Origin of the sequence: Streptomyces sp. 7N604 (assembly GCF_052245475.1) — a bacterium.
GTDB lineage: Bacteria > Actinomycetota > Actinomycetes > Streptomycetales > Streptomycetaceae > Streptomyces.
Map to the genome: position 1 here is coordinate 207,824 of NZ_JBQQBX010000007.1, position 26,687 is coordinate 234,510.

Annotated in this window: 23 protein-coding genes, 1 pseudogene and 1 riboswitch; of the genes and pseudogenes, 14 read left to right on the top strand and 10 right to left on the bottom strand. The window is 72.8% G+C overall.

The window, feature by feature from the left end; genetic code table 11:
* The first annotated feature begins 89 nt into the window (after window positions 1-89).
* A complete protein-coding gene (locus ACTWP8_RS10250) occupies window positions 90-1,097 on the top strand; it encodes an aldo/keto reductase (RefSeq protein WP_443321819.1) in 1,008 nt (335 codons plus the stop codon).
* A gap of 142 nt (window positions 1,098-1,239) precedes the next feature.
* Here ACTWP8_RS10250 and ACTWP8_RS10255 read toward each other — a convergent pair whose 3' ends face one another.
* Both ACTWP8_RS10255 and ACTWP8_RS10260 read right to left on the bottom strand, forming a co-directional pair.
* Entirely contained in the window at window positions 1,240-2,094 is an 855-nt protein-coding gene (locus tag ACTWP8_RS10255) for a siderophore-interacting protein (RefSeq protein ID WP_443321820.1), read from the bottom strand.
* A gap of 55 nt (window positions 2,095-2,149) precedes the next feature.
* A complete protein-coding gene (locus ACTWP8_RS10260) occupies window positions 2,150-3,079 on the bottom strand; it encodes a 5'-3' exonuclease (RefSeq protein ID WP_443321821.1) in 930 nt (309 codons plus the stop codon).
* Between the two features lie 69 nt (window positions 3,080-3,148).
* Between ACTWP8_RS10260 and ACTWP8_RS10265 the strand changes: the two genes are divergently transcribed.
* Window positions 3,149-3,310: a hypothetical protein gene (locus ACTWP8_RS10265; protein ID WP_443321822.1), complete on the top strand. Its 162-nt coding sequence runs from the start codon at window positions 3,149-3,151 to the stop codon at window positions 3,308-3,310.
* A 65-nt stretch (window positions 3,311-3,375) separates the two neighbouring features.
* Here the strand turns inward: ACTWP8_RS10265 and metE are convergent, their stop codons facing one another.
* A complete protein-coding gene (gene metE / locus ACTWP8_RS10270; RefSeq protein ID WP_443321882.1) occupies window positions 3,376-5,655 on the bottom strand; it encodes a 5-methyltetrahydropteroyltriglutamate--homocysteine S-methyltransferase in 2,280 nt (759 codons plus the stop codon).
* Window positions 5,656-5,882: 227 nt separating this feature from the next.
* A riboswitch (cobalamin riboswitch) is annotated at window positions 5,883-6,102 on the bottom strand.
* Between the two features lie 86 nt (window positions 6,103-6,188).
* On the opposite strand from metE, the gene ACTWP8_RS10275 reads away from it, so the two are divergent.
* Entirely contained in the window at window positions 6,189-6,908 is a 720-nt protein-coding gene (locus tag ACTWP8_RS10275) for a helical backbone metal receptor (RefSeq protein ID WP_443321823.1), read from the top strand.
* On the opposite strand, the pseudogene ACTWP8_RS10280 reads toward ACTWP8_RS10275, so the two are convergent.
* The 5 genes and pseudogenes from ACTWP8_RS10280 to ACTWP8_RS10300 all read right to left on the bottom strand — a co-directional run.
* Window positions 6,874-7,242 (bottom strand): annotated as a pseudogene (locus ACTWP8_RS10280) (C4-dicarboxylate ABC transporter); the annotation flags it as partial. The gene ACTWP8_RS10275 and the pseudogene ACTWP8_RS10280 overlap by 35 nt on opposite strands.
* 305 nt (window positions 7,243-7,547) lie before the next feature.
* The gene (locus ACTWP8_RS10285; protein ID WP_443321824.1) at window positions 7,548-9,452 is read right to left on the bottom strand and encodes a glycoside hydrolase family 5 protein; all 1,905 of its coding nucleotides are present in this window, start codon (window positions 9,450-9,452) and stop codon (window positions 7,548-7,550) included.
* A 216-nt stretch (window positions 9,453-9,668) separates the two neighbouring features.
* Window positions 9,669-10,376 (bottom strand): gamma-glutamyl-gamma-aminobutyrate hydrolase family protein, encoded by a 708-nt coding sequence (locus tag ACTWP8_RS10290; RefSeq protein WP_443321825.1) that lies wholly within the window; start codon window positions 10,374-10,376, stop codon window positions 9,669-9,671.
* Between the two features lie 40 nt (window positions 10,377-10,416).
* A complete protein-coding gene (locus ACTWP8_RS10295) occupies window positions 10,417-11,856 on the bottom strand; it encodes an amino acid permease (RefSeq protein ID WP_443321883.1) in 1,440 nt (479 codons plus the stop codon).
* A gap of 263 nt (window positions 11,857-12,119) precedes the next feature.
* Window positions 12,120-12,872 (bottom strand): FadR/GntR family transcriptional regulator, encoded by a 753-nt coding sequence (locus ACTWP8_RS10300; RefSeq protein ID WP_443321826.1) that lies wholly within the window; start codon window positions 12,870-12,872, stop codon window positions 12,120-12,122.
* A 73-nt stretch (window positions 12,873-12,945) separates the two neighbouring features.
* Between ACTWP8_RS10300 and ACTWP8_RS10305 the strand changes: the two genes are divergently transcribed.
* From ACTWP8_RS10305 to ACTWP8_RS10320, 4 genes are all read left to right on the top strand, one after another.
* On the top strand, window positions 12,946-14,313 hold the full coding sequence (locus ACTWP8_RS10305; RefSeq protein WP_443321827.1) for a glutamine synthetase family protein: 1,368 nt from the start codon (window positions 12,946-12,948) through the stop codon (window positions 14,311-14,313).
* A 123-nt stretch (window positions 14,314-14,436) separates the two neighbouring features.
* Entirely contained in the window at window positions 14,437-15,807 is a 1,371-nt protein-coding gene (locus ACTWP8_RS10310) for an aldehyde dehydrogenase family protein (protein WP_443321828.1), read from the top strand.
* On the top strand, window positions 15,804-16,613 hold the full coding sequence (locus ACTWP8_RS10315; RefSeq protein ID WP_443321829.1) for a 3-oxoacyl-ACP reductase: 810 nt from the start codon (window positions 15,804-15,806) through the stop codon (window positions 16,611-16,613). Before ACTWP8_RS10310 ends, ACTWP8_RS10315 begins: the two co-directional genes overlap by 4 nt.
* A 107-nt stretch (window positions 16,614-16,720) precedes the next feature.
* Window positions 16,721-17,731, top strand: a complete 1,011-nt coding sequence (locus ACTWP8_RS10320; protein WP_443321884.1) for a DUF2510 domain-containing protein — start codon at window positions 16,721-16,723, stop codon at window positions 17,729-17,731.
* A gap of 75 nt (window positions 17,732-17,806) precedes the next feature.
* Here ACTWP8_RS10320 and ACTWP8_RS10325 read toward each other — a convergent pair whose 3' ends face one another.
* Window positions 17,807-19,027, bottom strand: coding sequence for an amino acid deaminase/aldolase (locus tag ACTWP8_RS10325; protein WP_443321830.1), 1,221 nt, complete (start codon window positions 19,025-19,027; stop codon window positions 17,807-17,809).
* Between the two features lie 1,277 nt (window positions 19,028-20,304).
* Between ACTWP8_RS10325 and ACTWP8_RS10330 the strand changes: the two genes are divergently transcribed.
* The 4 genes from ACTWP8_RS10330 to ACTWP8_RS10345 all read left to right on the top strand — a co-directional run bounded on the left by ACTWP8_RS10330 (window position 20,305) and on the right by ACTWP8_RS10345 (window position 24,319).
* The gene (locus ACTWP8_RS10330; RefSeq protein ID WP_443321831.1) at window positions 20,305-21,225 is read left to right on the top strand and encodes a hypothetical protein; all 921 of its coding nucleotides are present in this window, start codon (window positions 20,305-20,307) and stop codon (window positions 21,223-21,225) included.
* Window positions 21,222-22,619 (top strand): type VII secretion-associated serine protease mycosin, encoded by a 1,398-nt coding sequence (gene mycP / locus ACTWP8_RS10335; RefSeq protein WP_443321832.1) that lies wholly within the window; start codon window positions 21,222-21,224, stop codon window positions 22,617-22,619. The genes ACTWP8_RS10330 and mycP overlap by 4 nt, the downstream gene beginning before the upstream one ends.
* Before the next feature lie 83 nt (window positions 22,620-22,702).
* Window positions 22,703-23,449, top strand: coding sequence for an SseB family protein (locus ACTWP8_RS10340; RefSeq protein ID WP_443321833.1), 747 nt, complete (start codon window positions 22,703-22,705; stop codon window positions 23,447-23,449).
* A gap of 57 nt (window positions 23,450-23,506) precedes the next feature.
* On the top strand, window positions 23,507-24,319 hold the full coding sequence (locus tag ACTWP8_RS10345) for an MIP family channel protein (protein ID WP_443321834.1): 813 nt from the start codon (window positions 23,507-23,509) through the stop codon (window positions 24,317-24,319).
* A gap of 88 nt (window positions 24,320-24,407) precedes the next feature.
* Here ACTWP8_RS10345 and ACTWP8_RS10350 read toward each other — a convergent pair whose 3' ends face one another.
* Window positions 24,408-24,791 carry a DUF1844 domain-containing protein gene (locus ACTWP8_RS10350; protein ID WP_443319224.1) on the bottom strand — a complete coding sequence of 128 codons (384 nt, stop codon included), beginning with the start codon at window positions 24,789-24,791 and terminating at the stop codon, window positions 24,408-24,410.
* A 388-nt stretch (window positions 24,792-25,179) separates the two neighbouring features.
* Here ACTWP8_RS10350 and infC point away from each other — a divergent pair, with 388 nt between their 5' ends.
* The 3 genes from infC (at window position 25,180) to rplT (ending at window position 26,623) form a co-directional block, all read left to right on the top strand.
* Complete coding sequence (infC, locus tag ACTWP8_RS10355) at window positions 25,180-25,824, top strand: translation initiation factor IF-3 (RefSeq protein ID WP_443319251.1); 645 nt, start codon at window positions 25,180-25,182, stop codon at window positions 25,822-25,824.
* Between the two features lie 120 nt (window positions 25,825-25,944).
* Entirely contained in the window at window positions 25,945-26,139 is a 195-nt protein-coding gene (gene rpmI, locus ACTWP8_RS10360) for a 50S ribosomal protein L35 (protein WP_443319223.1), read from the top strand.
* A 100-nt stretch (window positions 26,140-26,239) separates the two neighbouring features.
* Entirely contained in the window at window positions 26,240-26,623 is a 384-nt protein-coding gene (gene rplT / locus ACTWP8_RS10365; protein ID WP_065002829.1) for a 50S ribosomal protein L20, read from the top strand.
* Window positions 26,624-26,687 lie beyond the last annotated feature (64 nt).

Genomic DNA, 26,687 nt, shown 5'->3' on the forward strand with positions numbered 1-26,687 from the left:
GGAGGAGCTCCCTTGCTGAGAGGATTAGGCAATCCTATGCGATCTCCGCCCCATGACCTCCCGGCAGGCGCACTTCTAGCGTTGACGGCATGACACAGCACAACAAGAACGCGCAGAAGCGCAAGCTCGGTACGCAGGGCCTGGAGGTCGGAGCGATCGGCCTCGGCACGATGGGCATGACCATGGCGTACGGCGCCGCCGACGAAGCCGGCGGCATCGCCACCATCCGCCGGGCCTACGAACTGGGCGTGACCCTCTTCGACACCGCCGAGATGTACGGCATGGGCACCGGCAGCAATGAGCAACTGCTCGGCCGCGCCGTGAAGGACTTCCGCGACGAGATCGTGATCGCCACCAAGTTCGGCTTCGACCTGAGCGATCCGCAGAACGTCGGGGTCGCGCTGGACAGCCGGCCGGAGCACATCCGCGAAGTCACCGAGAACAGCCTGCGCCACCTCGGCACCGACCACATCGACGTCCTGTACCAGCACCGCGTCGACCCGGACGTGCCGATCGAGGACGTGGCCGGCACGGTCGGCGAGCTGATCGCCGAGGGCAAGGTGCGCTACTTCGGGCTCAGCGAGGCCGGCCCCGACATCATCCGGCGCGCCCACGCCGTCCATCCGGTGTCCGTGCTGCAGACCGAGTACTCGGTGTTCGAGCGCGCCGTGGAGGCCGAGGTGCTGCCGCTGGTGCGTGGGCTGGGCATCGGTTTCGTGCCGTACTCGCCGCTGGGCCGCGGATTCCTCACCAGTACGGTGAAACCCGCCGCCGAATACCCTGCGGACGACATGCGCAGCTGGGACGACCGCTGGCAGCCCGGCAACTACGAAAGGAACCTGGCCGCCATCCGCGAGCTGACCGCGCTCGCCGACGCCAGGGGCATCACGGTCACGCAGCTGGCGCTGGCCTGGCTGCTGGCCCAGGGCGACGACATCGTGCCGATCCCGGGAACCCGTAACCCGCAGCGCCTCGCCGAGAACGTCGCGGCGGCGGACATCACGCTCACGCCGGAGAACCTCGCCCGCGTGCAGGAGATCCTGCCGCACGGCGCGGCCGGATCCCGCTACCCCGACGCAATGATGCCGTCCTGGTGACGCCGCTCCCCTCGGGGCGAACGTGAGCGCGTCCGCTGACCAGTCGCTTCCAGGGGAGTTGCACCCGGCTCCTGGCCCGGAGCCGGGTGCCCTCGTCGCCCTCGCACTCCGCTGCTCTCCAGGGCACCCCGGACCCCGGCCCTCAGGATGCGGAGGCGGGGGTTCCCTCCTGTTCCGCCTCCACCTGCTGGTTCCACTCGCGCTTGGATGCCTGCCAGCCGTCCTCGTCGTGCCCCCGCCGCCAGTAGCCGGAGATCGACAGCCGCTCGCGCGGCACTTCCCGCTCGACCCGCAGCAGGCGGCGGATCTCCTTCACGAACCCGGCCTCGCCGTGCACGAACGCCTGCACCTCGCCCTTCGGGAAGTCCAGCGCCCGTACGGCCGCCACCAGCGCCTCGCCCACCGGCGCGCCGCCCCGGAACAGCCAGACGACCTCCGCGCCCGGCGGAACGGCCAGCTCCTGCTGCTCCTCCGGCCCGGCCACCTCCACGAAGGCGCGGACCTGCGAGCCCGCGGGAATGCGCTCCAGCGCGGCGGCGATGGCGGGCAGGGCGCTCTCGTCGCCCGCGAGGAGGTGCCAGTCGGCGGCCGGGTCCGGCGCGTAGCCCCCGCCGGGGCCCGAGAAGAAGATCTCCTCGCCGGGCTTCACGCTCGCCGCCCACGGTCCCGCCACGCCCTCGTCGCCGTGGACCACGAAGTCAAGGGCCAGCTCGCGCGCCTCCGGGTCCCAGCTGCGCACCGTGTACGTCCGCATCCGGGGCCACTGGTCGCGCGGCAGGTCGCGGCGGACCGCCTCGATGTCGAACGGCTCGGGGTACGCCACGCTCTCGATCGGGAAGAGCAGCTTGACGTAGTGGTCGGTGTACTCGCCCGCGCCGAATCCGGTCAGGCCCTCGCCGCCCAGCACCACGCGCACCATGTGTGGCGTGAGCTGCTGCGTACGCACCACACGGGCGCGGTTGAGCTTCGGTGCCTTACGTGCCGGACGATCTGCCACGGTGGCCTCCCCTGCCTCACACCATCGTTGGTTAGGTAGACCTAACCTAACAGGATCAATGCTGGAGCGCGGTGAGAAGCCGCTGCAGTGAGCCGCCGAGCCCCCAGCGCTCGGCCAGCGCCAGCACGGCGTCGGGGTCGCGCGGCGTGCGCGGCAGCGCGGGGTCGAAGTCCGGAAGCGGTACGTCCGAGGCGACCCGCACGACCTTGGGCGCGACCGCGATGTAGTCCCGCGCCTCGTCAAGGCGCTTGCGCTGCGCCGGGCTGATCTTGGCCATCGGGTTGCCGAGCGCGGCCATGATCCCCGCCAGATCGCCGAACTCGGCGAGGAGCTTGGCGGCGGTCTTCTCGCCGATGCCCGGGACGCCGGGCAGTCCGTCGCTCGGGTCGCCGCGCAGCAGCGCCAGGTCCGCATACCCCGGCCCGTCCACGCCGTACTTCGCGCGCAGCCACGCCTCGTCGACGGGCTGGAGCGTCCCGACGCCCTTCACCGGGTAGAGCACGCGCACCCCGCGCGCGTCGTCCACCAGCTGGAAGAGGTCACGGTCCCCGGTGACGATGTCGACGGGTCCGGTGGCATGGCCGGTCAGCGTGCCGATCACGTCGTCCGCCTCGTACGCGGGCACGCCCACGCGCGTGATGCCCACCGCGTCCAGCACCGCCTCGATCACCGGCACCTGCGGGGAGAGCGTGTCGGGGACCTCCTCGATGTCGGAGCCCTCCGGCACCTCCTCCGCGACCCGGTGCGCCTTGTAGCTGGGGATCAGCTCGACGCGCCAGTGCGGGCGCCAGTCGGCGTCCATGCAGGCCACGAGGTCGTCGGGGCGGTGGTCCTGGACGAGCCGGGCGATGAAGTCCAGCAGTCCGCGCACCGCGTTGACCGGCGAGCCGTCCGGTGCCCTGACCGAGTCCGGCACGCCGAAGTACGCGCGGAAGTAGAGGGAGGCGGAGTCGAGGAGCATCAGGCGTCGGGTCACACTCCGCATGATGCCGTACCGGACTGACATGGCCCGTGGAGTGAACCTTCCATTTGTGAAGTGGATCAACTTCGGTTTGTGCTCCCAGGTCACGGGAGCGGTCCGCCGGCGGGGAGGCGGGCCCCCTGGCTGGGGGTCGCGATCCAGAACGCCGGCCAGGGCAACGAGAAGGAGTCCGCGCGTCGCTGGATGGACGCCCACCCGGACGTGGTGGCCCGGATGGCGCCCGTCACCGGCTGAGTCCGCCTTGACGCCTGGGGGCCCGGGAACGACGACGTCGTTCCCGGGCCCCCAGACATGTGAGGTCAGATGGCAGCCCGAACCTCGCGGGCCGCGGCCGTCATGTTCTCCAGCGCCGCGTCCGCCTCCTCGGGGAAGCGGGTCTTCAGCCCGCAGTCAGGGTTGACCCACAACCGCTCGGGTCGCACCGCCCGGAGCGCCTGCCGCAGCAGATCCGCGATCTCCCCTGCGGACGGGACGCGCGGCGAGTGGATGTCGTACACACCCGGGCCCACCTCGCGCGGGTAGCCCGCCTCCGCCAGCTCGCCCGCGATGCCCATCCGGGACCTCGCCGCCTCCAGGCTGATCACGTCCGCGTCCAGGGCCTCGATGGCGGGCAGGATCTCGCCGAACTCCGCGTAGCACATATGCGTGTGCACCTGCGTGTCGGCCCGGACCCCGCCCGTGGTGAGCCGGAACGCCTCGGTGGCCCACGCCAGATACCCGGCCCGCGCGGCCCGCCGCAGCGGCAGCAGCTCGCGCAGCGCGGGCTCGTCGACCTGCACCACCGCCGTGCCCGCCGCCTCCAGATCGGCGACCTCGTCGCGCAGGGCGAGGGCCACCTGCCGGGCGGTCTCGGCGAGCGGCTGGTCATCGCGTACGAAGGACCAGGCGAGCATGGTGACAGGACCTGTGAGCATGCCCTTGACCGGACGCTCCGTCAGGGACTGGGCGAAGCGCGTCCACTCCAGGGACATGGGCGCGGGCCGCGACACGTCCCCGGCGAGGATCGGCGGCCTGACATAGCGGGTGCCGTACGACTGGACCCAGCCGTGCCGGGTCGCCAGGAAGCCGTTCAGCTGCTCGGCGAAGAACTGCACCATGTCGTTGCGCTCGGGCTCGCCGTGCACCAGCACGTCCAGACCCGCCTTCTCCTGGAAGGCGATCACGTCCCGGATCTCCCGCTCGATCCGCTCCCGGTACTCGTCCTCGGTGAGGCGGCCGGTCCGCAGGCCCGCGCGGGCGGCCCGGAGTTCGGCGGTCTGCGGGAAGGAGCCGATCGTGGTCGTCGGCAGCGGCGGCAGGCCGAGTCGGGCGCGCTGGGCGGCGGCCCGTACCTCGTACGGCTGCGGGCGCCGGGTGTCGGCAGCCGTCACCGCCGCGCAGCGCTCCCGTACGGCCGCGTCGCGGGTGAGGGCGGAACCGGCACGCGAGGCGCGCGCGGCACGGGCAGCGGCGAGCTGCGGGGCCACCGCGTCCCGGCCGTCGTTCAGGGCGCGGGCGAGGACCGCGACCTCAGCCGTCTTCTGCCGCGCGAAGGACAGCCAGCGGGCGACCTGAGGGTCCAACTCCCGCTCGGCTGCCGCGTCCAGCGGCACATGCAGCAGCGAGCAGGAAGGCGCGGGGTCCACCCGCCCGGCCAGGCCCAGCAGGGTCGCGAGGGTGCCGAGCGCCTGCTCCAGATCGGCGGCCCAGACGTTGCGGCCGTCGACCACGCCCGCGATCAGGCGGCGGTCCTGCAGACCTCCTATGGCGGCGAGCGCGTCCACATTCGCCGCGGCCGGTCCGGTGAAGTCCAGGGCGAACCCCTCGACCGGGGAGTCCGCGAGCACCGGCAGCGCCTCGCCGAGCCCGTCGAAATACGAGGCGACGAGCAGCTTCGGCCGCGCGGGCACGGCGCCCAGGTCGCGGTAGGCCCGCGCGGTCGCGCTCAGCACCGCGCCCGGCTGGTCCTGGACGAGGACGGGCTCGTCCAGCTGCACCCACTCGGCCCCGGCCTCCCGCAGATCCGCGAGCAGCGACGCGTACACCGGCAGGAGCCGGTCCAGCAGCGTCAGCGGCTGGAAGCCGGGTGCGGCATCCGGGGCGGGCTTGGAGAGCAGCAGGAAGCTGACCGGCCCGAGGAGCACTGGGCGGGCGGTGAACCCCGCGTCACGGCCTTCGGCGAATTCCCCGACCTGCTTGCGTGAGTCCGGGGCGAAGACGCTGTCCTGGCTCAACTCCGGTACAAGGTAGTGGTAGTTGGTGTCGAACCATTTGGTCATCTCCAGCGGCTGCACATCCGCCGTGCCACGGGCCATGGCGAAGTAGGTGTCCAGCTCGCCGAGTCCGGCCGCGCGGTGCCGGGCCGGGACGGCGCCGACGGCCCATGCGGCGTCGAGGACGTGGTCGTAGAGCGAGAAGTCGCCGGTGGGGATCTCGTCGATGCCCGCGTCGCGCAGCTCGCGCCGGACACCGGCGCGCAACGCGGCCGCCGTGCGCAGCAGTTCCTCCTGGGTGATGCGTCCTGCCCAGTAGCCTTCGACGGCCTTCTTGAGCTCCCGGTCGGGGCCCTGCCGGGGGTAGCCGTGCAGAGTCGCCCGCACGCGTGCGGTGTGCGGGGCCTGCGCGGTCCGCGGCGATGTCGCGGTCTGCGCTGTCTGTGCCGTCTGCGCGGTCTGTGAGTCGGTCACGGAACTCTCCTTCGCGAGTTCGTCAGCGACCTCGGGAAGGCGGAGCACGTCGAAGACGGGGACGCTCGTACGTACGCCGTACGCCGTACGCCCCTGCCGCCGCCGACCCGCCCTCGAGGTCCCGGTTGGCCGCACCCCACGGCGGGGCACGGGCAGTGGCAGGTCTTCGGACTCGCGGGCGCGCCTGATGACCTTGCCAGGCACCTACTGGCCGTCGCTTCCCGGACGCCGGGCGTCCAGTGCGTAAGACGGCGGTCGTTCCCGCTCACCGCTGCGGGGCAGTTCCGGATTCCCACCGGATTCCCTCTTGCGACGCTCCCGCCTGGGAGGCGGGGCGAACCAGCTGCACGGCCAGCCTAACGCCTGTGCGCAGATGATCAATGTGCCTGTGGACAACAGGACTCCGCGCCCCCAAGGATTCCGCGCCCCGTGCGTAGGGTGATCGCATGCGCGTCGTATCGCTCGTTCCCTCCCTCACCGAGGCCGTGGCCGTCACCGCGCCCGGGCTGCTGGTCGGCGCCACCGCGTGGTGCAGCCACCCGGCGGGCCTCGACGTCGTACGGGTCAAGGGCACCAAGAACCCCGACGTGCCCGCGATCATCGGGCTCGCTCCCGACCTGGTGATCGCGAACGAGGAGGAGAACCGCGAGCCCGACCTGGCCGCGCTGCGCGACGCGGGGCTCGAGGTCCTCGTCACCGAAGTGCGCACGCTGGAGCAGGCGTTCGCCGAGCTGGTGCGGGTGCTGGTGCGCGGCTGCGGGCTGGCCCGGCCGCGATGGCTGGACGAGGCGGAGGCCGCCTGGCAGGACGTGCGGCCGCCCGGGGACCGGCTGACGGCCGTCGTGCCGGTCTGGCGGCGGCCGTGGATGGTCCTCGGCCGCGACACCTTCGCGGGCGACCTGCTCGCGCGACTCGGCGTCGACAACATCTACGCCGGGCACGCCGACCGCTATCCGAAGATCCGGCTCGACGAACTCAACGCGGCGGGCGCAGACCTCGCCGTGCTGCCCGACGAGCCGTACGCCTTCGGGACCGGCGACGGCCCCGAGGCTTTCCCCGGCCTGCCGTACGCGCTCGTCAGCGGCCGCCATCTCACCTGGTACGGGCCGTCGTTGGCACAGGCCCCGGCCGTCATCGGCGCGGCGCTGCGAGCAGCCGGCCGCTGAGCGTGGCACGCAACGTGCGGAATCCGGCGACGGCCCAGGCCGCCACGAGCAGCGCGAAGAGCGCCGCGGCCGACCAGCCGTACGCGTCGAGGCCTGTGTGCCGGGCCAGGGCCTCGGCGCCCGTGACACAGGTGCCGACCGGGAACGTGAACGCCCACCACGTCATCGAGAACGGCATCCCGCGCCGCACTGCCCGTACGGTCAGCGCGGTGGCGAAGACGAGCCAGAGGAGGGCGAACCCCAGCACCGGCACGCCGTAGAGCACCGCGAACGCGCCCAGCGCCTCGGCGTAGGGCGCCCGGACCGCGCCGCCGCGCGCCGCGTCCGCGAGCTGACCGGGGCGGGGCGGGCAGGCCGGGGGAGCCGGGTGAACCGACCCGCAGACCGGCTCCGGCAGTGGCCACGATAGCGGTGCCCATGACGGTCGCGTACCAGTTGGGCCCGAGTTCGCGCACCGAGACCCGCGCCCGGCGCTCGGGGGCGGGTGCCGGCCCAGCGCCGGACAGGGGACGGGGGCGGGACTGCGCGAGGGTGGCCATGCGAGTACCCTCGCGGGCGCCCGGCCCGCGACCTGCTGTCCCTCACGCGCCGGGCGCGCTGACGGCCGTACGGCTCCCCCGGTCCCCCCTACCCCGCCGCTCACTCAAGCTTTCTGCAGAGCAGCGCATCCGGTGTCTTCGACGACCCCACGCGCCCGGTGTACGCGACCCCGGCCGCGTACTCGTCGTCCGCGCACTGGCCCTTATGGCGGCCGTACGCGAAGTCGCCGCCCTTGGCTGCCGCCGGCCGGTCGTCGCCCCGGTCGAACCACACCGTCCGGCCGTTCGTGCCCAGCGCCGTGCCCGCCTCCGCGCACAGGGCGGCGGAGACGGCGGCTCCGCGCACGCTGTAGCCGATGAGGAAGTGGCGGGCCGGGCACTGGAGTTTGGTGTACCCCGAGGCCCAGTCGCCGCCGCCCGGTTCGACGTACCGTTCGTCGCGGACGACCTCGTGTCCGCCGCCCGCGGGCCAGAGGCCGCGGGCGCCTGCGTCCGTGCACAGCCCCCGGTTTCCGGTGTGGCTGAGCCCGGCGAGCCGCTGCCCGTCCGGGCACGCCGCCTTGCGCGCCCCGGAGTCCCAGTCCGGCAGCGCGCGCATCCGCAGCGACTGGACGAAGTCCCCGTGGTCGGGGCTCAGCATGGACCAGCGGTCGACCGGTTCGACCTCGCCGGTCTTTCCCCGGGAGTTGATCAGCCGGAGCCAGGCGGGGGCGCGCCAGTCGTCACCGTCGAACAGGCCCATGCGCTCACCCGCCGCGTTCCAGTGCAGCAGGGCCCAGCCGTTGCCCTTGCGGTTCTCGTGCCAGCCGACGAGCGGCCAGTACGCGAAGTCGGCGTCGGTCTCGACGAGATAGTCGACGAAGTTGCGGAACCAGGCCCGCTGCTTCTCGCCGGTCTCCTCCCGCCCGCCGGCCCCGAACTCGCTGATCCACACGGGGGCGGTGAAGTGCCGGTCCCGCACGGACGTGACGTAGAAGGCCTGCCGGTGCAGCACGTCGTACAGCTCGGCGCGGCTGAAGTCCCGGTAGCGGGGGTCGGAGGTCTCTCCGGCGCCGGTGGCGCCGCTGTGGTTCGGTCCCGTGTAGTCGTAGAAGTGGGCCGAATACACGAGCTTGCCGGATGTGACCAGGGTGTGCGAGAGCCGCTGGACGGGCTCGAGGGTGGGGCGTCCGTGGGCGAGTCCGTCGACGGGGATGCCGGTCCAGTTGATGCCTTCGACGATGACGAGGAGGTCGGGGTTGCCCTCCTGGAGGATGCGGTCGCCGAGCCGCTGGGAGGCGGCGAACCAGTCGTGCCGGTCGCCCAGGCCCCAGTTGGGGTCGTCCCCTACGGAGCGGCGCACCTCGTTGTAGAGGTCGGCGCCGGCCACGCGCGCGTTGTGCCGGTAGCGGCGCACCATGAACAGCCAGTCGCTCTCCCAGGTCGCGTCGCTCTGGCTCGAGTTCCAGCGCTCGTTGCCGTCCACGCCGCAGCACCAGCGCGAGGTGTTGGTGTGGTTGTTCAGGATCACCGCGAGGCCCGCGTCCGTCAGCGCCTTGACTGCGGCGTCGTAGACCTGGAGGGGGGTCTTGCCCCGGAGCTCGGGGTTGGCCGCCACCGCGGCGTCGGGGACCGGCCGCCGGTCGTGCACCATCTCGTTGGAGAAGGGCAGCCGGACGCTGTTCAGTCCCAGCTCGCGGAATCCGGCCACGATCTCACCGACCCGGGCCCGGTCCAGGCCGAGCGGCATACGGTCGGACTTCTCGCCCGCGTGGTTGTGGGCCGGGTCGTCGGGGCTGCCGGAGCCGGTCCACGTGCCGCTCGCGCCGTGCCAGTTCCCGGACTTGAGCTTGAACCGGTGGCCGTCGGCGTCGACGATGTAGCGCCCTCTGGTGCTCAGCGGGGGCGTCCAGGCCTCAGCGGGCCGTACGGCGAGGAACCTCCGGAGGGACTGTCGGAGGGAGTGGCGGAGGAGCTTCCGGAGGGCCGGGCGGCGTGCGCGGCAGGCGGCTCGGCCCCGGCGCACGGAACGGCCGCAGCCCCCACCAGAAGGCCCAGTACGGCGGCGGCCAGCGCCGGCCTGATGACGGACTTTGTCACGGCCACCCGTTTCCCTCGCACCGGGGAGGGTCAGGGCCCCGGTGAGTTGGCATGTCTGCGCCTGGCATGTCTGCGCCATGATGGGGTGCCCGGGCGAGGATGAACAGGGGCAACCGGACGGGGGTTTGACCTCAACCGGAACTCACAGCGACTGAGCCGCCGCCACCAGCGCCTCCATCAGCCGCAGGTCCTCGCCCGCCTCCGGATGCCACTGCACGGCCAGGACGAAGCCGCTTCCGTCGCTGAGTTCCACCGCCTCCAGCGTGCCGTCCTCCGCGTGCGCGGAGGCCAGCAGCCCGCGCCCGAGCCGCTCGACCGCCTGGTGGTGGTACGTCGGCACGGTCATCGCCTCCGGCAGCACCTCGCTGAGCCGCGTCCCGGGCACCGGCTTGACCTCGTGGTGCTCGAACACCCCGGGCGGTCCGCAGTGCCCGTCGTGCCCGACCGACTCCGGCAGGTGCTGCATGAGCGTTCCGCCAAGGACGACGTTGAGCAACTGCATCCCGCGGCAGATCCCGAGCAGCGGCGTGCCGGTCGCGAGCGCCGCCTCGATCAGGGCGAGTTCCCAGGCGTCCCGCTCCCGGTAGGCAGGCCCGGTCTGCGGGTGCGGCTCGGCCCCGTACCGTACGGGCTCCACGTCCGGGCCGCCCGAGATGACAAGCCCGTCGACCAGCGCCACCGCCGCCCTGGCCTGCTCCGGGTCGTCCGGTGGCAGCAGCGTGGCCAGGCCGCCCGCGTGCTGTACGAGGCGGTGGTACCCGGCGGGCAGCACAGCCGCCGGCAGATCCCAGACCCCCCAGCGCACCGAGGGCTCCAGGTACGTACTCAGGCCGATCACGGGTTTGGCCACGCTGCTTCCCCTGTCCAACGGTCGTCCGTCCGGTCGCCCCTCAGAATTCCAGTTCGTGCTCGATGGCGGCCAGTTCTTCGGGTGTGCCCTGGACTTTCGGGCCGGTGAACCACTTGCGGGCCGACACCAGCCACCAGGTGCCGGCGAAGCCGAGGACGATGACGACGGCGAGCGGGGTGTAGTTGAAGGTGGCCGCCGTGACCGGGCTGGTCGTCGGCAGCATGAAGAGCACGGAGATGACCACCGTCCACGCGACGGCGATGACGCCGACGGGCCTGCTCCAGCGGCCGAGGTGCCACGGGCCGCGCTGGAACCGCTCGCCCTGCAGCAGGCGGAGGAACGTGGGCAGGACGTAAGCGATGTACAGGCCGATCACGGCGATCGAGGTGACGGCCGCGTACGCCGTGGCGTTCCACAGGTACGGCAGGCCCAGCAGGAAGGCGCCCCCGGCGGCCAGCCAGACCGCGTTGGTCGGGGTCTTGGTCCGCTTGTTGATGCGGTGCCACACCCGCGAGCCCGGCAGGGCGCCGTCCCGGGAGAAGGCGTAGATCATCCGTGAGTTGGCCGTGACCGACGACATGCCGCAGAAGAACTGGGCGCCGATCGCGATGAGCAGGAGCAGCTTGCCGCCGGTGACGCCGAGCGCGTCGATGAAGATCTGCGCCGGCGGGACGCCGGTCGCGCTGCTCAGCGCGCCGTCGTAGTCCTGGATGGCGAAGGTGATGCCGACCAGCAGGATCCAGCCGGCGACCAGGGAGACGAGGATCGACATCACGATGCCCCGCGGGCCGGCCTTGGCCGCGTCGTGCGTCTCCTCGGTCATGTGCGCCGAGGCGTCGTAGCCCGTGAAGGTGTACTGCGCGAGCAGCAGGCCCAGCAGCCCGACGTAGAGGCCGGAGTGCCAGCCGGTGTTGTTGACGAAGTGCGTGAAGACGAAGGAGGCGGACTGGTGCTCCGACGGCACGACGACCAGTGTGCCCACGATGACCAGCACGCCCACGACGTGCCACCACACGCTGACGTTGCCGAGGAGGGAGATCAGCTTCACGCCGAAGGTGTTCAGCAGGCCGTGCGCCACCAGCACCAGACCGAACAGCATGATCGTGTGCTCCGGGGTGGCGGCGAAGCCGAACTGCAGATCCAGCAGCGCGTTCATGAAGAACGCCGCCCCGAAGTCGATGCCCGCGGTCACCGCCACCTGACCGAGGAAGTTGAACCAGCCGGTGAACCACGACCACGCCGGGCCGTGTCTGGGGGCCAGCTTCGCCGCCCAGTAGTACAGGCCGCCCGCTGTCGGGTAGCTGGAGCAGACCTCGGCCATGGCCAGGCCCACGAACAGCGTCATGACGCCGACCAGCGGCCAGCCCCAGGTGATCAGGGCCGGCCCTCCGGTGTTCATCCCGAAGCCGTACAGCGTCAGGCAGCCGGAGAGGACCGAGATGATGGTGAACGAGATGGCGAAGTTGGAGAACGCCGACATCGAACGGGCGAGTTCCTGGGCGTACCCGAGCTCGTGCAGACGTTGTTCGTCGCCTGACGGCCGATGTTCCTGCTCCGGCTCCGTCACGTGTTTGTCGAGGGACACAGACGCCTCCTCAGGCTGGGGCCTGCCTGGAATTAAAGGTTTGAGGCGATACCATTGCCCCGGGGCGGGGCCGTACGCAAGGGGCATGCGTTAAACACCGGTTACGAAACGGCCTCGGCCGCCGGGGCGGTTGCTCGGGAACGGACCCGTCCGCACGCTCACGTCAGGAAGCCGCGCAGCAGCGCCGCCGTACCCGCGCAGTGCTCCCGCATCACCTCGCGCGCCGCGTCCGCGTCCCCCTCGAGCACCGCCCCGACCAGCGCGGTGTGCTGCTGCTGCGAGTGCTCCAGATTGCGCACCAGCAGCGGTATGCAGTTCAGCAGGTCGTTGACGGTGGCGCGGACGGCCGCGTACTGGGCGGCGAGCGAGGGCGATCCCGACAGCTCGGCCAGGGTGAGGTGGAGCAGCGTGTCCAGCCGCCGGTAGTCGGCGAGCGGTGCCTCGTGCGTCGCGTCCAGCGCGGCCCGCAGCCGGTCCGCCTGCTCCTCCGGCAGCCCGTGCGCCGCGCACAGACCGGCCGCGCCCACCTCCAGGACCTCCCGGAACCGCAGGGTGTCCTCGAGGTCGACTTTCTCGATCCGCCGCCGCAGCTCGTCCTCGGCCCCGCCGCCCCTGGTCTCGCCGCCCGGCCGCTGGAGGACGAATGTCCCCCCGTACCGGCCGCGCCTGCTCTCCACCAGGCCCTCGTCCTGGAGCACCCGCAGCACCTCGCGCAGCGTCACCCGGCTCACCCCCAGCCGTTCCGCCAGTTCGCGCTCCGCCGGCAGCCGCTCGCCGTACGGGACCAGGCCGAGCCGCAGCACCTGGAGTATCTGCTCCAGCGCCTCCTCGAACCCGTTGCCCGCACGCACCGGCCGCAGCACCGGCGCCAGCCGGTCCGCCGCGGAGCGCACCTCCTGCATGTCGCCCATCGAAGCCCTTCCCAATCAATGGTCTACAGGACTACCTTATGGCCTCCCGGCTGCACCGACAGGAGGCATTCCCGTGGCAGACCGCACACCCCCGCTCTCCGTCGACGAGCTCCGGCGACTCGTCGGCGCCGGGGAGATCGACACCGTCGTCCTCGCCTTCACCGACATGCAGGGAAGGCTCCAGGGCAAGCGGTTCGCCGCCCGCTTCTTCCTGGACGACGTCCTGGACCATGGCACCGAAGGCTGCAACTACCTCCTCGCCGTGGACGCCGACATGAACACCGTCGACGGCTACGCCATGTCCTCCTGGGAGCGCGGCTACGGCGACTTCGCCATGCATGGCGACACCGCCACCCTGCGCCGCACCCCCTGGAACCCCGGTACCGCCCTCCTCACCGCCGACCTGGCCTGGCACGACGGCGCCCCGGTCGCCGCTTCGCCCCGCCAGGTCCTGCGCCGCCAGCTCGACCGCCTTGCCGAGCACGGCTGGACCGCGTACGCGGGCACGGAGCTGGAGTTCATGGTCTTCAAGGACACCTACGAGGACGCCTGGGCGCGCGGCTACCGCGGCATGAACCCGGCCAACCTCTACAACGTCGACTACTCCGTCCTCGGCACCGGCCGCGTCGAGCCCCTGCTGCGCCGCATCCGCAACGAGATGGGCGCCGCGGGCATGATCGTGGAATCCGCGAAGGGGGAGTGCAACCTCGGCCAGCATGAGATCGCCTTCCGCTACGCCGATGCCCTCACCACCTGCGACCAGCACTCCGTCTACAAGACCGGCGCCAAGGAGATCGCCGCCCAGGAGGGCATGGCGCTCACCTTCATGGCCAAGTACGACGAGCGCGAGGGCAACTCCTGCCATATCCACCTCTCGCTGCGCGACGAGTTCGGCGAGCCCGTGCTCGCCGACGACCAGGGCCCGTACGGCATGTCGAAGATCATGCGGCACTTCCTCGCCGGACAGCTCGCCGCCATGCGCGACTTCACCCTCCTCTACGCGCCGAACATCAACTCCTACAAGCGGTTCCGGCCCGGCTCCTTCGCCCCGACCGCCGTCGCGTGGGGACCCGACAACCGCACCTGCGCTCTGCGCGTCATCGGCCACGGGCACTCCCACCGCCTGGAGAACCGCCTCCCGGGCGGCGATGTCAACCCGTATCTGGCGGTGGCGGCCATGGTCGCGGCGGGTCTGTACGGCATCGAGCAGGAGCTGGAGCTCCCTGAGGCGTGTACCGGCAACGCCTACAAGGGCGACGCCGAGCACGTGCCCGCGACGCTCCGCGAGGCCGCCGAGCTGTGGGCCGCGAGCCCGATCGCCCGGGTCACCTTCGGCGACGAGGTGGTGGAGCACTACCTCAACATGGCCCGCATCGAGCAGGAGGCGTACGACACCGCCGTCACGGACTGGGAGCGCTTCCGCTCCTTCGAGCGGATGTAGCCGGTTGTGTGCATTCGTTCCGCGGGCGGAACGGGTGGGCACAACCGGCCACCGGCGTGCAGCCGCGTACGAAACGGGAACCCCAGGGTGCCGTGGGCGGCGGAGCGAACCACAGGAGAGACCTTGCACGAGCTTCACGTCATCGACCCGGCGACCGAGGAGCCGGTCGCCACCATCCCGGCCGCGACCCCGCGGGACGTCGACGCCGCAGTCACCCGCGCCGCGCAGGCCCAGCGCGGCTGGGCGGCCCTGCCCCCCGGCGACCGGGCCCGCCAGCTGCGCCGGTTCGCGTACGCCGTCGACGACCACCTCGAGGAGCTGGCCCGGCTGGAGGTCCGCGAGGCGGGCCACCCCATCGGCAACGCCCGCTGGGAAGCGGGCAACGCCCGCGACCTGCTCGACTACGCGGCCGGGGGAGTCGAGCGCCTGAATGGCAGTCAGATCCCGGTGGCGGGCGGCCTGAACGTCACCTTCCACGAACCCCTCGGCGTCGTCGCCGTCATCGCCCCGTGGAACTTCCCCATGCCGATCGCCGCATGGGGCACGGCCCCGGCCCTCGCCGCCGGAAACGCGGTGATCCTCAAGCCAGCCGAGACCACCCCGCTCACCGCCCTGCGGCTGGCCGAACTCGCCCTGGAGGCCGGGATTCCCGAGGGCCTGTTCCAGGTCCTCCCCGGCGAGGGCCCCGTCGCGGGCAACGCTCTCGTCGAGCACCCGGGCGTCGCCAAGGTCGTCTTCACCGGCTCCACCGCCGTCGGTAAGCAGATCATGGCCAAGTGCGCGGCGAGCGTGAAGCGGGTGACCCTCGAACTCGGCGGCAAGAGCCCCAACATCGTCTTCGCGGACGCCGACGTCGAGCAGGCCGCGGCCGCCGCCCCCGGTTCCTTCCTCGACAACACGGGACAGGACTGCTGCGCCCGCACCCGCATCCTCGTCCAGCGCAGTGTCCACGACCGGTTCATGGAGCTGCTGGAACCCGCGGTGAAGGCCTTCACGGTCGGCGATCCGGCCGACCCCGCCACGCAGATGGGCCCGCTCATCTCCGCGGCTCAGCTGGAGCGCGTACGGTCCTACGTCCCCGAGAGCGCCCCTGCCGCGATCCGCGGCGAAGCCCCGGCGGGCAAGGGCTTCTGGTACCCGGCCACCGTCCTCGCCCCCGACTCGCCCGACGCCCCCGTGGCCGTCGAGGAGATCTTCGGCCCGGTCGCGGTGGTCCTCCCCTTCGAGGACGAGGCCGACGCCGTACGACTCGCCAACGCCACCCCGTACGGCCTGTCCGGCTCCCTCTGGACCCGCGACGTGGGCCGGGCCATCCGCGTATCGCGGGCCGTGGCCGCCGGCAACCTGTCGGTCAACTCGCACAGCAGCGTGCGCTACTGGACCCCCTTCGGTGGATTCGGCGAGTCCGGGCTCGGCCGTGAGCTGGGCCCCGGGGCGCTCACCGCCTTCACCGAGACCAAGAACGTGTTCATCAGCACCGAGGAGAGCAAGTGACCGAGCAGACCCGTCCCTTGCCAGCAGGGGGAACCCCAGTGTGCCGCCGCCTGGTCGGCCGCACCGCCGTGATCACCGGCGCGGGCAGCGGCATCGGCCTGGCCACCGCCCGTCGCTTCGCCTCCGAGGGCGCGAGCGTCGTATGCGCCGACATCGACGAGACCGCGGGCAAGGCGGCCGCCACCGAGACCGGCGGGCTCTTCGTCCCAGTCGACGTCACCGACTCCGAGCAGGTCGAGGCGCTGTTCAAGACCGCGTACGACACGTACGGCTCGGTCGACATCGCCTTCAACAACGCCGGCATCTCACCGCCCGACGACGACTCGATCCTCGAGACGGGACTGGACGCGTGGAAGCGGGTGCAGGAGGTCAACCTCACCTCCGTCTACCTGTGCTGCAAGCACGTCATCCCCTACATGCAGCGCCAGGGCAAGGGCTCCATCGTCAACACCGCCTCCTTCGTGGCGAGGATGGGCGCCGCGACCTCCCAGATCAGCTACACCGCATCCAAGGGCGGGGTGCTGGCCATGTCGCGCGAGCTGGGCGTGCAGTTCGCCCGCGAGGGCATCCGGGTCAACGCCCTTTGCCCTGGCCCGGTCAACACCCCGCTCCTCAAGGAGCTGTTCGCGAAGGACCCGGAGCGGGCGGCGCGCCGCCTGGTGCACGTGCCCACGGGCCGGTTCGCCGAGCCCGAGGAGATCGCCGCGGCGGTGGCCTTCCTCGCCAGCGACGACTCGTCCTTCGTCAACGCGGCCGAGTTCCTCGTGGACGGCGGCATCGCGGGCGCGTACGTGACCCCGCTCTAGGCCCCCGGAGAGCCGAGGTGTCCGCGTCCCGGTGTGGAAGGGGCGCGTCCGCATTGCCGGACCCGGTGTACGGAGTAGAGGGCTCCCCTTAAGGTGACCGCGTGAGCATGACGACCCCGCCCGGCTGGTACACAGACCCCGGGCATACAGGCCAGGGCCCCACCCTGGAGCGGTGGTGGGACGGTTCCACGTGGACCGACTACACCCGCGAACCACAAGGTGCGGTGGCATCCCAGATACCGCCGCAGCACGAGGGCTTCGGCCCGCCGCAGCCGGCCGGCCCCCTGCTGTCGCCCGACCCCGCCCTGCGGGGATACACCCCGTTCCCACCCGTGGGCGGTTCGCGCGGCAAGCCGTACGTGATCGGAGGCGCTGCCGCGGTCCTCGTCGCCGCACTCGTCGGCGGCATCGTCCTGCTGAGCGGTGACGGTGACGGCGACGGCGGCGGCGCGGACCAGGCCGGGGCGAATCCGACCGCAAGTGCCCGGACCCCGGGCCCCGGCGACGGCGGCGTGAACGGCGGCGGGGGAGGGAACTCCGTCCCCGACCCGGGCCCCAGCGGGGCTACGGATGCCGCGCCCGACGTCGTCAACGGCATCTCGCTGCCCGTTCTCGACGGCTGGGAGGCGGGCCGCGTCGGATCGGGCGGCGCGGCCATCACCATCGGCCCGTACCCGTGCCCCGGCCTGCCGGACACGACGTGCGTGCGCGGCGGCGTCTTCAGCAGACCGGCCGCGGGCTACGACGCGAAGTCCGCCGAAGGCGTCGCCAAAGAGGACATCTCCAAGAACGCCCAGGCCTCCTATGGCAAGGACCCGAAGACCGGCAAGGAGATGTACGGCGGGGTCACGTCGAGCAGGGAGATGAAGTCCGTGGCCGTCACCGTCGCGGGCCGGAAGGGCTACCTGGTCCGCTGGAAGGTCGTCACGAAGAAGGGCGACGATGGCTACGTCCAGTCCCTCGTCTTCCCCTCGCCGAACGACGAACAGCGGCTCGTCCTGGTCCGCTTCGGCTTCGACGCGACCAAGGAAGCTCCGCCGCTCACCGACATGGACAGGATCACGCAGGGCATCAAGGCGCTGGCGCCGGGCAGCGGCGGCACGGGCGGCGCGGCCTGAGGCTTGAGACTCGAGCGAGCCGGCTCGGAGCAGCAGGACGCCACTCGTTCCCGCGGGCCGGCAGGGCCGAAGCGCTCAGAGGAAGGTGTGGCCCTCGCCCCGGTACGTCGGCGCCGTGCCGACGATCCGGTCGCCCCCGACGAGCTGCAACTCGTCGAAGCGCTCGCACAGCTCACCCGCCTTCGCGTGCCGGAACCACACCTTGTCGCCGATGAGCAGGTCGTCCGCGGCCGTGCCCAGCAGCGGCGTCTGCACCTCGCCCGCGCCCTCCTGCGGGTCGTAGCGCAGCCCCTCCGGGAGGTACGGCTGCGGGAGCCGGTCCGCACCGGCGGCGCCCGACGCCGGATAGCCGCCGCCCAGCACCGTGACCACCCCGACGCCCGGCCGCCGGACCACGGGCTGGGCGAACAGCGCGGCCGGGCGGCCCCTGAACGACGTGTAGTTGTCGAAGAGCCGCGGCACGAACAGCCCGGACCCCGCGGCGATCTCGGTCACCGCGTCCTCCGCCGCGGTGTGCTGCACGCTGCCGGTGCCGCCGCCGTTGACGAACTCCAGGTCCGGCACCACGGCCCGTACGGCACGCACCGCCTCCGCGCGCCGCGCCGCGAGCTCCTTCTTCGCCGCCGCCTGTATCAGCCGGATCGTGCGGGAGCGCAGCGGCCGCCCGGCGACCGCGTCGCCGACGCCCGCCACATGCCCCTCGTACGCCATGATGCCGACCACCCGGAAACCCGGGCGGCGCGCGATCGACCGGGCGAGATCGGCGAGTTGGGCGGGCGTGCGCAGCGGGGAGCGGCGCGCGCCGATGCGCACCCGGCCGCCCAGCAGCTGCAGCGAGGTGTCCAGCTCCAGGCAGACCCGGACCTCCTCGGCGCCTCCGTTGGCGCGACGCGCGGCGTCGATGAGGTCCAGCTGCGCCGCGTCGTCCACGACGACGGAGACCGCGCCCGCCAGCTTCGGATCACCGGTCAGCTCGGCGAACCGCTCGCGGTCCGCGGACGGGTACGCCAGCAGCACGTCGCCGAACCCCGAGCGGGCCAGCCACAGCGACTCCGCCAGCGTGAACGACATGATCCCCGCGAAGCCGTCGCGCTCCAGGACCCGCTCGAGCAGCGCACGGCAGCGCACCGACTTGCTCGCGACCCGGACCGGCTTGCCCCGCGCGCGCCGTACGAGATCGTCGGCGTTGGCGTCGAACGCGGCCAGGTCGACGAGGGCGAGCGGCGCGTCGAGGTGTGCGGTCGCCCGGTCGTAGCGGGCGCGGTCGGCCGCGGGGCCTGCAGCGGGGGCTGGCATGAGCACACCTTGCCAGAATGCTGTTACCGCTGGGTAGAGGCCGGGTCGGGGCAAACCAGCCATGTGTCCGAGCGGGTTGCCGCCCGGCCCTCACCAGCCCGTAGAGTGACGCGAACGCCACGACTCGCCCGGGTCGTCGGCGGGATTGTCCACATACCAACCGGCCTGCCCCGAAAGGCGATCGGCGGCACGGCGAGCACAGGCGAGGGGGGCGGATGAGCGCCGAATCGCCGCGCGCGGCCTCGCCCCGCTCCTCCGACCTGCCTCCGGGCCCGGGCAACGCGCCGGCGCCGCCGGGCGCGGCAGGAGGCTCCGCGCCGGGCGCGGCGCCTGGATCTGTGCCGGGCGCGGCGCCGACGTCCGAACCGTGGGGCGCGGGCCCCGGTTCGGTGGAGGCGGCGCCTGCGTCCACGTCGTCCGCGGCCGCGTCCGCTCCATCAGGCGCCGCGCCAACGGCCGCTCGGGCGGGCTCAGCGCATGTATCCGTGCCGCCGCCTCCGGCGCACCCCCCGATGCCCCGGCAGCAGCCGGCGGCCGTGGGCCGCCCCACCCCGCCCCGACCCGCTACGGCGCCCGGCGCCGATGGCGGTACGCAGACCCGGGCGTGGTACCAGGCGGCCCCTCCCGCGTCGCCGCCCCCGGCCCGCGCCCCCGGGCGACCTGACGGGATGCCACCCCAACCCGCTGCCGCACCCGCCGTGCCGGACGCCCCCGCCGGACCTCCGCCGGGCGCCTCCGACATCCCGGGCGCCCGCCGTGGCCAGGCCAATCCGCCGGATTCGCCGGGCCCTTCACCGGCGCCGGGCGCTTCGCCCGCGCCGGAACGATCGCCCGCGACCTCCCGCCCCGGCAGCCCGCCGCAGCCCCGGCGCCCCTGGGGACCGAGCGAGGCCCCCGCTCCGGCCGATTCGTCGGCGCCGCCGCGGCCCGTCCGCCAGGAGGGCTCCGACGTCCCGGGCTCGGACGCGGGCGCTCACGCGGGCCCTGACGCCGGCCCTGACGCGGTCGACAGCGCCGACGTTGCCCCCAGCCCGCCGGTACGCACCCCGGCCGCGGAGCCCGACCGCGCGGATCAGGCTCAGCCGGCCCCGTCCTCACCGAACTCGCCGTCCTCCTCGACGGGCTCGACCTCTGCGACTGCGGGCTCGGCGGGCCGTCCGGAGACCGCACCGCAGGACCGGCTCGCCTGGGGTCCGCCCGCGGCTCCTGCCGCGGGCCCCGAGGCGACAGCGCGTCCGGCTCACTCCGAGGGCCCGGGCGTCTGGGGCACGGGCGAGGTGCCGACCGCCTCAGGCGCTGCCTCCGAAGCCCCCGCCCGGGGCCAGGGCGGCGCGCCCTGGTACGGGGGCACAACCGGTCAACTGCCCCCGCCCTGGGGCGTCCCGCAGGCGGGCCCGCAGCTGTGGGGGCACCCGTACCCCGCGAATCCGGCCGCGCGCCTGCGTCCTCCGGTCCGCGCGGCCGCCATCGCGGCGTGCCTCGTGCTCGGGCTCGGGCTCCTCGGCGGGGCGGCCGCCGGGAGCTGGCTCGCCGGGGGCGGAGAGGGCCAACCCGCAGCGGGCGAGGCGTTCCACGAGGCCGGGGACCTGTGGCACAGCCTTCCCGTGGATCGGATCTTCCCGCGCACCGTGCGCGGCGAGGGCGCGGGCCCCGGCGGCGCCGACCGCATCTGGACGCGTGTCGCGGTCGCCCCGGACAGCACCTGCAAGGGCGCCTTCGACCCGCTGCTCGCCAAGGCGCTGTCGCCCGCGGGCTGCAAGAGGCTGCTGCGCGCCACGTACGTCGATGCGACCTCGAGCAGCGTGACCACCGTCGGGCTCGTGATCACCAAGGCGGACGCCGGGAGGATGCGCGCGCTGCGCCACCGCTTCACCTCCGAGGACCTCGGCGAACGCAGAGACCTGATGCCCAGGCCGTACGCGGCGAAGGGCACCGCAGCGGCCGGCTTCGGCGACGCGCAGCGTGCGAGTTGGGTGGTGCGCGTGCTGACGGACGTCCCGGCCGTCGTCTACGCCGTCACCGGCTTTGCCGATGCCCGCAGGGTTCCCGATCCGCAGCCCGCGCAGGCGGCGGCGGCCGCCGCCGCGACCTCGGCCCCGGGCCAGGCGGGCCTGGGCCACGATGCCCGCGGACTCGCGGACCGCATCGAGCGCGGCTTCCGCAAGGCCGCCGCCGCGGCAACGGAGGCCCCCTCATGACCCCGCCCGAGCCCACCGTGCCCGAGCCCACCGTGCCCGAGCCCCGCACTCCGGACGCACCCGCTCGGCTCCGTAGCCCTTCGGCCCCCCACGACGCCGCCCCACCCGAGGATGTGCCCGCCACCCCCGCCATCCCCGGTGGGACCCCCGCCATCCCCGGCACCCCCGCCATCCCCGGCACCCCGGAACCCCCCGCGGGCCGCCCGCGCCGCGCCGCCCGCGCCGGAGCGAAGTCCACCGCCGTCGCCGCCGCGGCCGCGCTGCTCGCGCTGGGGCCCGCCGCGCCCGCGCAGGGCGATGTCATACGGGCCCAGGAGTGGGCGCTCGAGGCGCTCCGCGCCCAGGACGCCTGGCAGACGACGAAGGGCGACGGTGTGACCGTCGCCGTGCTGGACACCGGGGTCGACGACCGGCACCCGGACCTCGAGGGCCACGTGCTCGCCACCAAGGACCTGGTCGGGTTCGGGGCGAGCCGCGGCGACCGCTCGTGGGCCCGGCACGGCACGGCCATGGCCGGGATCATCGCGGGCCACGGGCACGGCCCGGGCCGCGAGGACGGCGTACTCGGCGTCGCCCCCGAAGCCAGGATCCTGCCGGTCCGGGTGATCCTCGAGGACAGCGACCCGGCCCGGAAGAAGGCCCGCGGTTCCCGCGCCGGGGCGCTCGCCCAGGGGATCCGCTGGGCCGCCGACCACGGCGCCGACGTGATCAACCTCTCGCTCGGCGACGACAGCAAGTCGGCACACCCCGAGGCCCAGGAAGACGCGGCCGTCCAGTACGCCCTGCGCAAGGGCGCCGTCGTGGTCGCCTCCGCGGGCAACGGGGGCGAGGACGGCGACCGCGTCTCGTACCCGGCCGCCTATCCCGGCGTGATCGCCGTGACCGCCGTCGACCGCTACGGCTCGCGCGCGCCCTTCTCCACGCGCCGCTGGTACGCCACCGTCTGCGCCCCCGGCGTCGACGTGGTGATCGCCGACCCCGACCGCCGCTACTACGAGGGGTGGGGCACCAGCGCGGCCGCCGCCTTCGTCTCGGGCGCCGTCGCGCTCGTCCGCTCGGCCCACCCCGAACTGAGCCCCGCCCAGGTCAAGGAGCTGCTCGCCGACACCGCGCGGAACTCCCCGGAGGGCGGGCGCAGCGACGACCGCGGCGCGGGCCTGGTGGACCCGGCGGCGGCGATCAAGGCCGGAGCGAAGCTGAAGCCGCGCGCGCAGCAGCCGGTCCCGGCGCAGTACGGGCAGCGCTACTTCGGGCCCGGACCCGACCGGACGCGTCAGGAGGAAGACGGCGTCGGCTGGCCGGCCGCCGTGGCCGGGACGGCTGGGGCGGCACTTCTGGTCGCGGCTTTCGCGCTCTGGCATGCCGCCAGGCGTCCGCAACCCCCGGTCCTCTGACGGCAGGCGGCGCGCAGCCCGGGCCGCCCGGTGGCCGCCCGGCCGGGCGAATCCGCTCGCAGCCCGGCGGATACCCTCGACGCGTGGCGCTCAAGAACATCCCGGACCCCGGGTTCTCCGACGACGACGGCTCCGCCGACCCCCGCCTGGCCGCAGCGCTCGCCGCGTACGCCGATGACCGCGCCGCCGAGCCGCAGGTGCTGTCGGCTCTGCCCGGCGCCCGGCTTCTCGTGCCGGTGGTTGCCGTCCTCGGAGAGGCGGAGACCGGTTCGGACGGCCTGCGCCGCGAGAAGACGAGCGACATGGCCGTTCCGACGCTGAAGGGCCCGGGGGGCCGCCGGGCGCTGCCCGCCTTCACCTCCACCGAGACGCTGGCCCGCTGGGATCCGGAGGCCCGGCCCGTGGCCGTACCGCTGCACCAGGCGCTGCAGGCGGCCGCCCATGAGCGGGCCGACACGGTCGTCCTCGACCTCGCGGGCCCCGTGCCCTACCAGCTGACAGGCCCCGCCCTGCTCGCCGTCGCCGAGGGCCGGCAGTCCACGGATCCGCTGGCCGACCCGGCCGTCGCAGAGGCGGTACGGACTGTGGTGGCGCACGAGTCCGCCGTGCTGCGGGCCCACCTCACGCCGGGCGGTGAGGCCGACGGCACCCTGGCCCTGGCGCTCGCGCCCGGCGCCCCGGCTCGGGAGGTGGCGCAGCGGGTGGCCACGGCGCTGGCCGCCGACGAGGTGCTGCGGGCACGGCTGGTGCGCGGCCTCGACATGGCGCTGGTGCCCCCGGAGACCGCGATCCGCGGCGAACCGCTCTTCGTCCGAGCCCAGCGGGCGTGATGTCCGCATTCGCCCCACAATGCAAAGAAACTGAGTGATCTTTGCGAGGTGGGCGAGATGGAGACGACGGCACCCACGGTGGGCCTCCCGGGCGGGGTCGATACGCGCACGGTCGTATCCGAGTTCCTCGGGACCCTGCTGCTCGTGTTCTTCGGGGTCGGCTCCGCCGTCCTGGGTGCCGAGTACATCGGCACCGTCGGCATCGGACTGGCCTTCGGTTTCGCGCTGCTCGCCCTCGCCTACGCCCTCGGCCCCATCTCGGGCTGCCACCTCAACCCCGCGGTCACGCTGGGCATGCTGATGGCCAAGCGCCTCAGCGTCCGCAGGGCGGTGGAGTACTGGATCGCGCAGCTGCTCGGCGCCATCGTGGGCGCCGCCCTGCTGCTGATGGTGGCCAAGCAGGTGCCGGGGCTCGAGGTCACCGGCGCCTTCGGCACCAACGGCTACGGCTACCGCTCCGCCCTGGGGATCAACATCTTCGGCGCGTTCGTCGCCGAGATCCTGCTGACCTTCCTGCTCGTCTACGTCTATCTGGCGGTGACGCGCAACCTCGTGCTCATCGGCTTCGCCGCCCTGCCGGTCGGTCTGACGCTCGGTCTGGTGCAGCTGGTCGGCATTCCGCTCACGGGTACTTCGGTCAACCCGGTCCGCAGCCTGGGCCCCGCGATCTTCGCGGGCTCGGCGCCCATGGCGCAGGTGTGGCTGTTCCTGATCGCACCGCTGGTCGGCGGAGTGCTCGCCGCGCTCGTACACGCCGTCACGCACGGCGGTGAGACGCTCGGCATCACCCGGCCGGCCGCGGGCGCCCCGCCGGAGGAGGACGCGGAGGCCGGGGCAGCGCCCCCGCCCCCGGAGGCGGGCCGCCCGTAGCGACCAACCAGATCAACCGGATCAACCGGATCACCCAGATCAACCGGAACGACCGGCAAGACCGAGCGACCGGAAACGACCGGGATGGTCAGCCGTACACCGGCCCCGTGAACTTCTCGCCCGGGCCCTCTCCCGGCTCGTCCGGCACCGCGGACGCCTCGCGGAAGGCCAGCTGCAGCGACTTCAGCCCGTCCCGCAGCGGCGACGCGTGATACGAACCGACCTCCGTCGCGCTCGCCGTGACCAGACCGGCCAGCGCTGTGATCAGCTTCCGCGCCTCGTCCAGGTCCTTGTGCTGCTCGCCCTCCTCGGCGAGCCCCAGGTTGACCGCGGCGGCACTCATCAGGTGTACGGCCACGGTCGTGATCACCTCGACCGCGGGCACGTCCGCGATGTCGCGGGTCATCGTGTCGAAGTCGGGGGCCTGCCCCTCGGGCTGGGGAGTCGGCTGCTGCGGGGTGGCGTCGCTCATGCTCAGGACTTCTTTCACTGGACGGCAGCCCCCACCCTATGGCCCCGCGCCCCCAGCGCACGTGGGTGGTGGGGCCTCCGGACGCTGGTATGCTTGACAAACGACCGGCCGGACACGCCAGTGCCCGGCCCGCAAGTGGAGGCTCCGATCTCCCACCTGGCCGGCCCTCGGGCCGGCGGGTCACCGGTCAGGCGGTGCCCATCGTCCCGTAAGGGCGATGGAAGCCGCTCGACGCGCCCCGCGGAACAGCGCGGCGGTGCTCCCGGTTGTGAGGAGCTCCGCCTGTGACCGTTCGGGGCGTTTTTCGCGTCCTGCGGGCGGGGTCGACGACAGACAACGTAACGCGGCTGTCCGCCAGGCATTCGCGTGGTGCAACCGAGGAGGCCCCATCAGCGCCGAGCCCCGCATCAACGACCGGATCCGAGTCCCCGAGGTGCGACTTGTCGGTCCCAGTGGCGAGCAGGTCGGCATCGTGCCGCTTGCCAAGGCACTGGAGCTTGCGCAGGAGTACGACCTCGACCTGGTCGAGGTCGCGGCGAACGCCCGTCCGCCCGTGTGCAAGCTCATGGACTACGGGAAGTTCAAGTACGAGTCGGCCATGAAGGCCCGTGAGGCGCGCAAGAACCAGGCGCACACGGTCATCAAGGAGATGAAGCTCCGGCCGAAGATCGACCCGCACGACTACGACACCAAGAAGGGTCACGTAGTCCGGTTCCTCAAGCAGGGCGACAAGGTCAAGATCACCATCATGTTCCGCGGCCGCGAGCAGAGCCGTCCCGAGCTGGGATACCGGCTGCTGCAGAGGCTCGCGGAGGACGTCCAGGAGCTCGGCTTCGTGGAGTCGAACCCGAAGCAGGACGGCCGAAACATGATCATGGTTCTCGGTCCGCACAAGAAGAAGACCGAGGCGATGGCCGAAGCCCGCGAGGCGGCCGCCGCCCGCAAGGCGGAGCGCCAGGGCGTTGCCCACATGGACCAGTCTCCGGGGCACCACTCCACGGAGCAGCCCGCCGAGGAGCCTTCCGAGGCGTGATCCTGGGTTCTCCGGGATCGCCGGGGTCACCGCCCCGGATACCAACCGAAACAACTGACGCTCCCGTATGCCGGTTTCCCCGGCGCGCGGGAGCGCCACCGACGAGGAGAGAACGGCGCTATGCCGAAGAACAAGACGCACAGCGGTGCCAGGAAGCGCTTCAAGGTCACCGGCTCCGGCAAGGTCCTGCGCGAGCGCGCCGGCAAGCGCCACCTGCTCGAGCGCAAGTCGTCCCGTCTGACGCGTCGCCTCACCGGCAACGCCGAGATGGCCCCGGCCGACGCCAAGAAGATCAAGAAGCTTCTCGGCAAGTGACGTCGAGCGCCCCGGCCCACCCCGGGGCGGCCGTCTGAGACCGGGACCCATTCGATCCGGGCCGTGTGAGGCACCGCGGCCCCGTACAAGGAGTTAACAAGTGGCACGCGTCAAGCGGGCAGTCAACGCCCACAAGAAGCGCCGGGCGATCCTCGAGCAGGCCAGCGGCTACCGCGGGCAGCGCTCTCGCCTGTACCGCAAGGCGAAGGAACAGGTCACCCACTCCCTCGTCTACAACTACAACGACCGCAAGAAGCGCAAGGGCGACTTCCGTCAGCTGTGGATCCAGCGGATCAACGCCGCTGCCCGCGCCAACGGCATCACCTACAACCGCTTCATCCAGGGTCTGAAGGCCGCCAACGTCGAGGTGGACCGCAAGATCCTGGCCGAGCTCGCGGTCAACGACGCGACCGCGTTCGCGGCGCTGGTCGAGGTGGCGCAGAAGGCGCTGCCGAGCGACGTCAACGCGCCGAAGGCCGCCTGAGCGCAGCCGAGAGCGTGACCGGACCCGCAGGCCCCCTCCCGGGCCTGCGGGTCCGGTCGTGTCA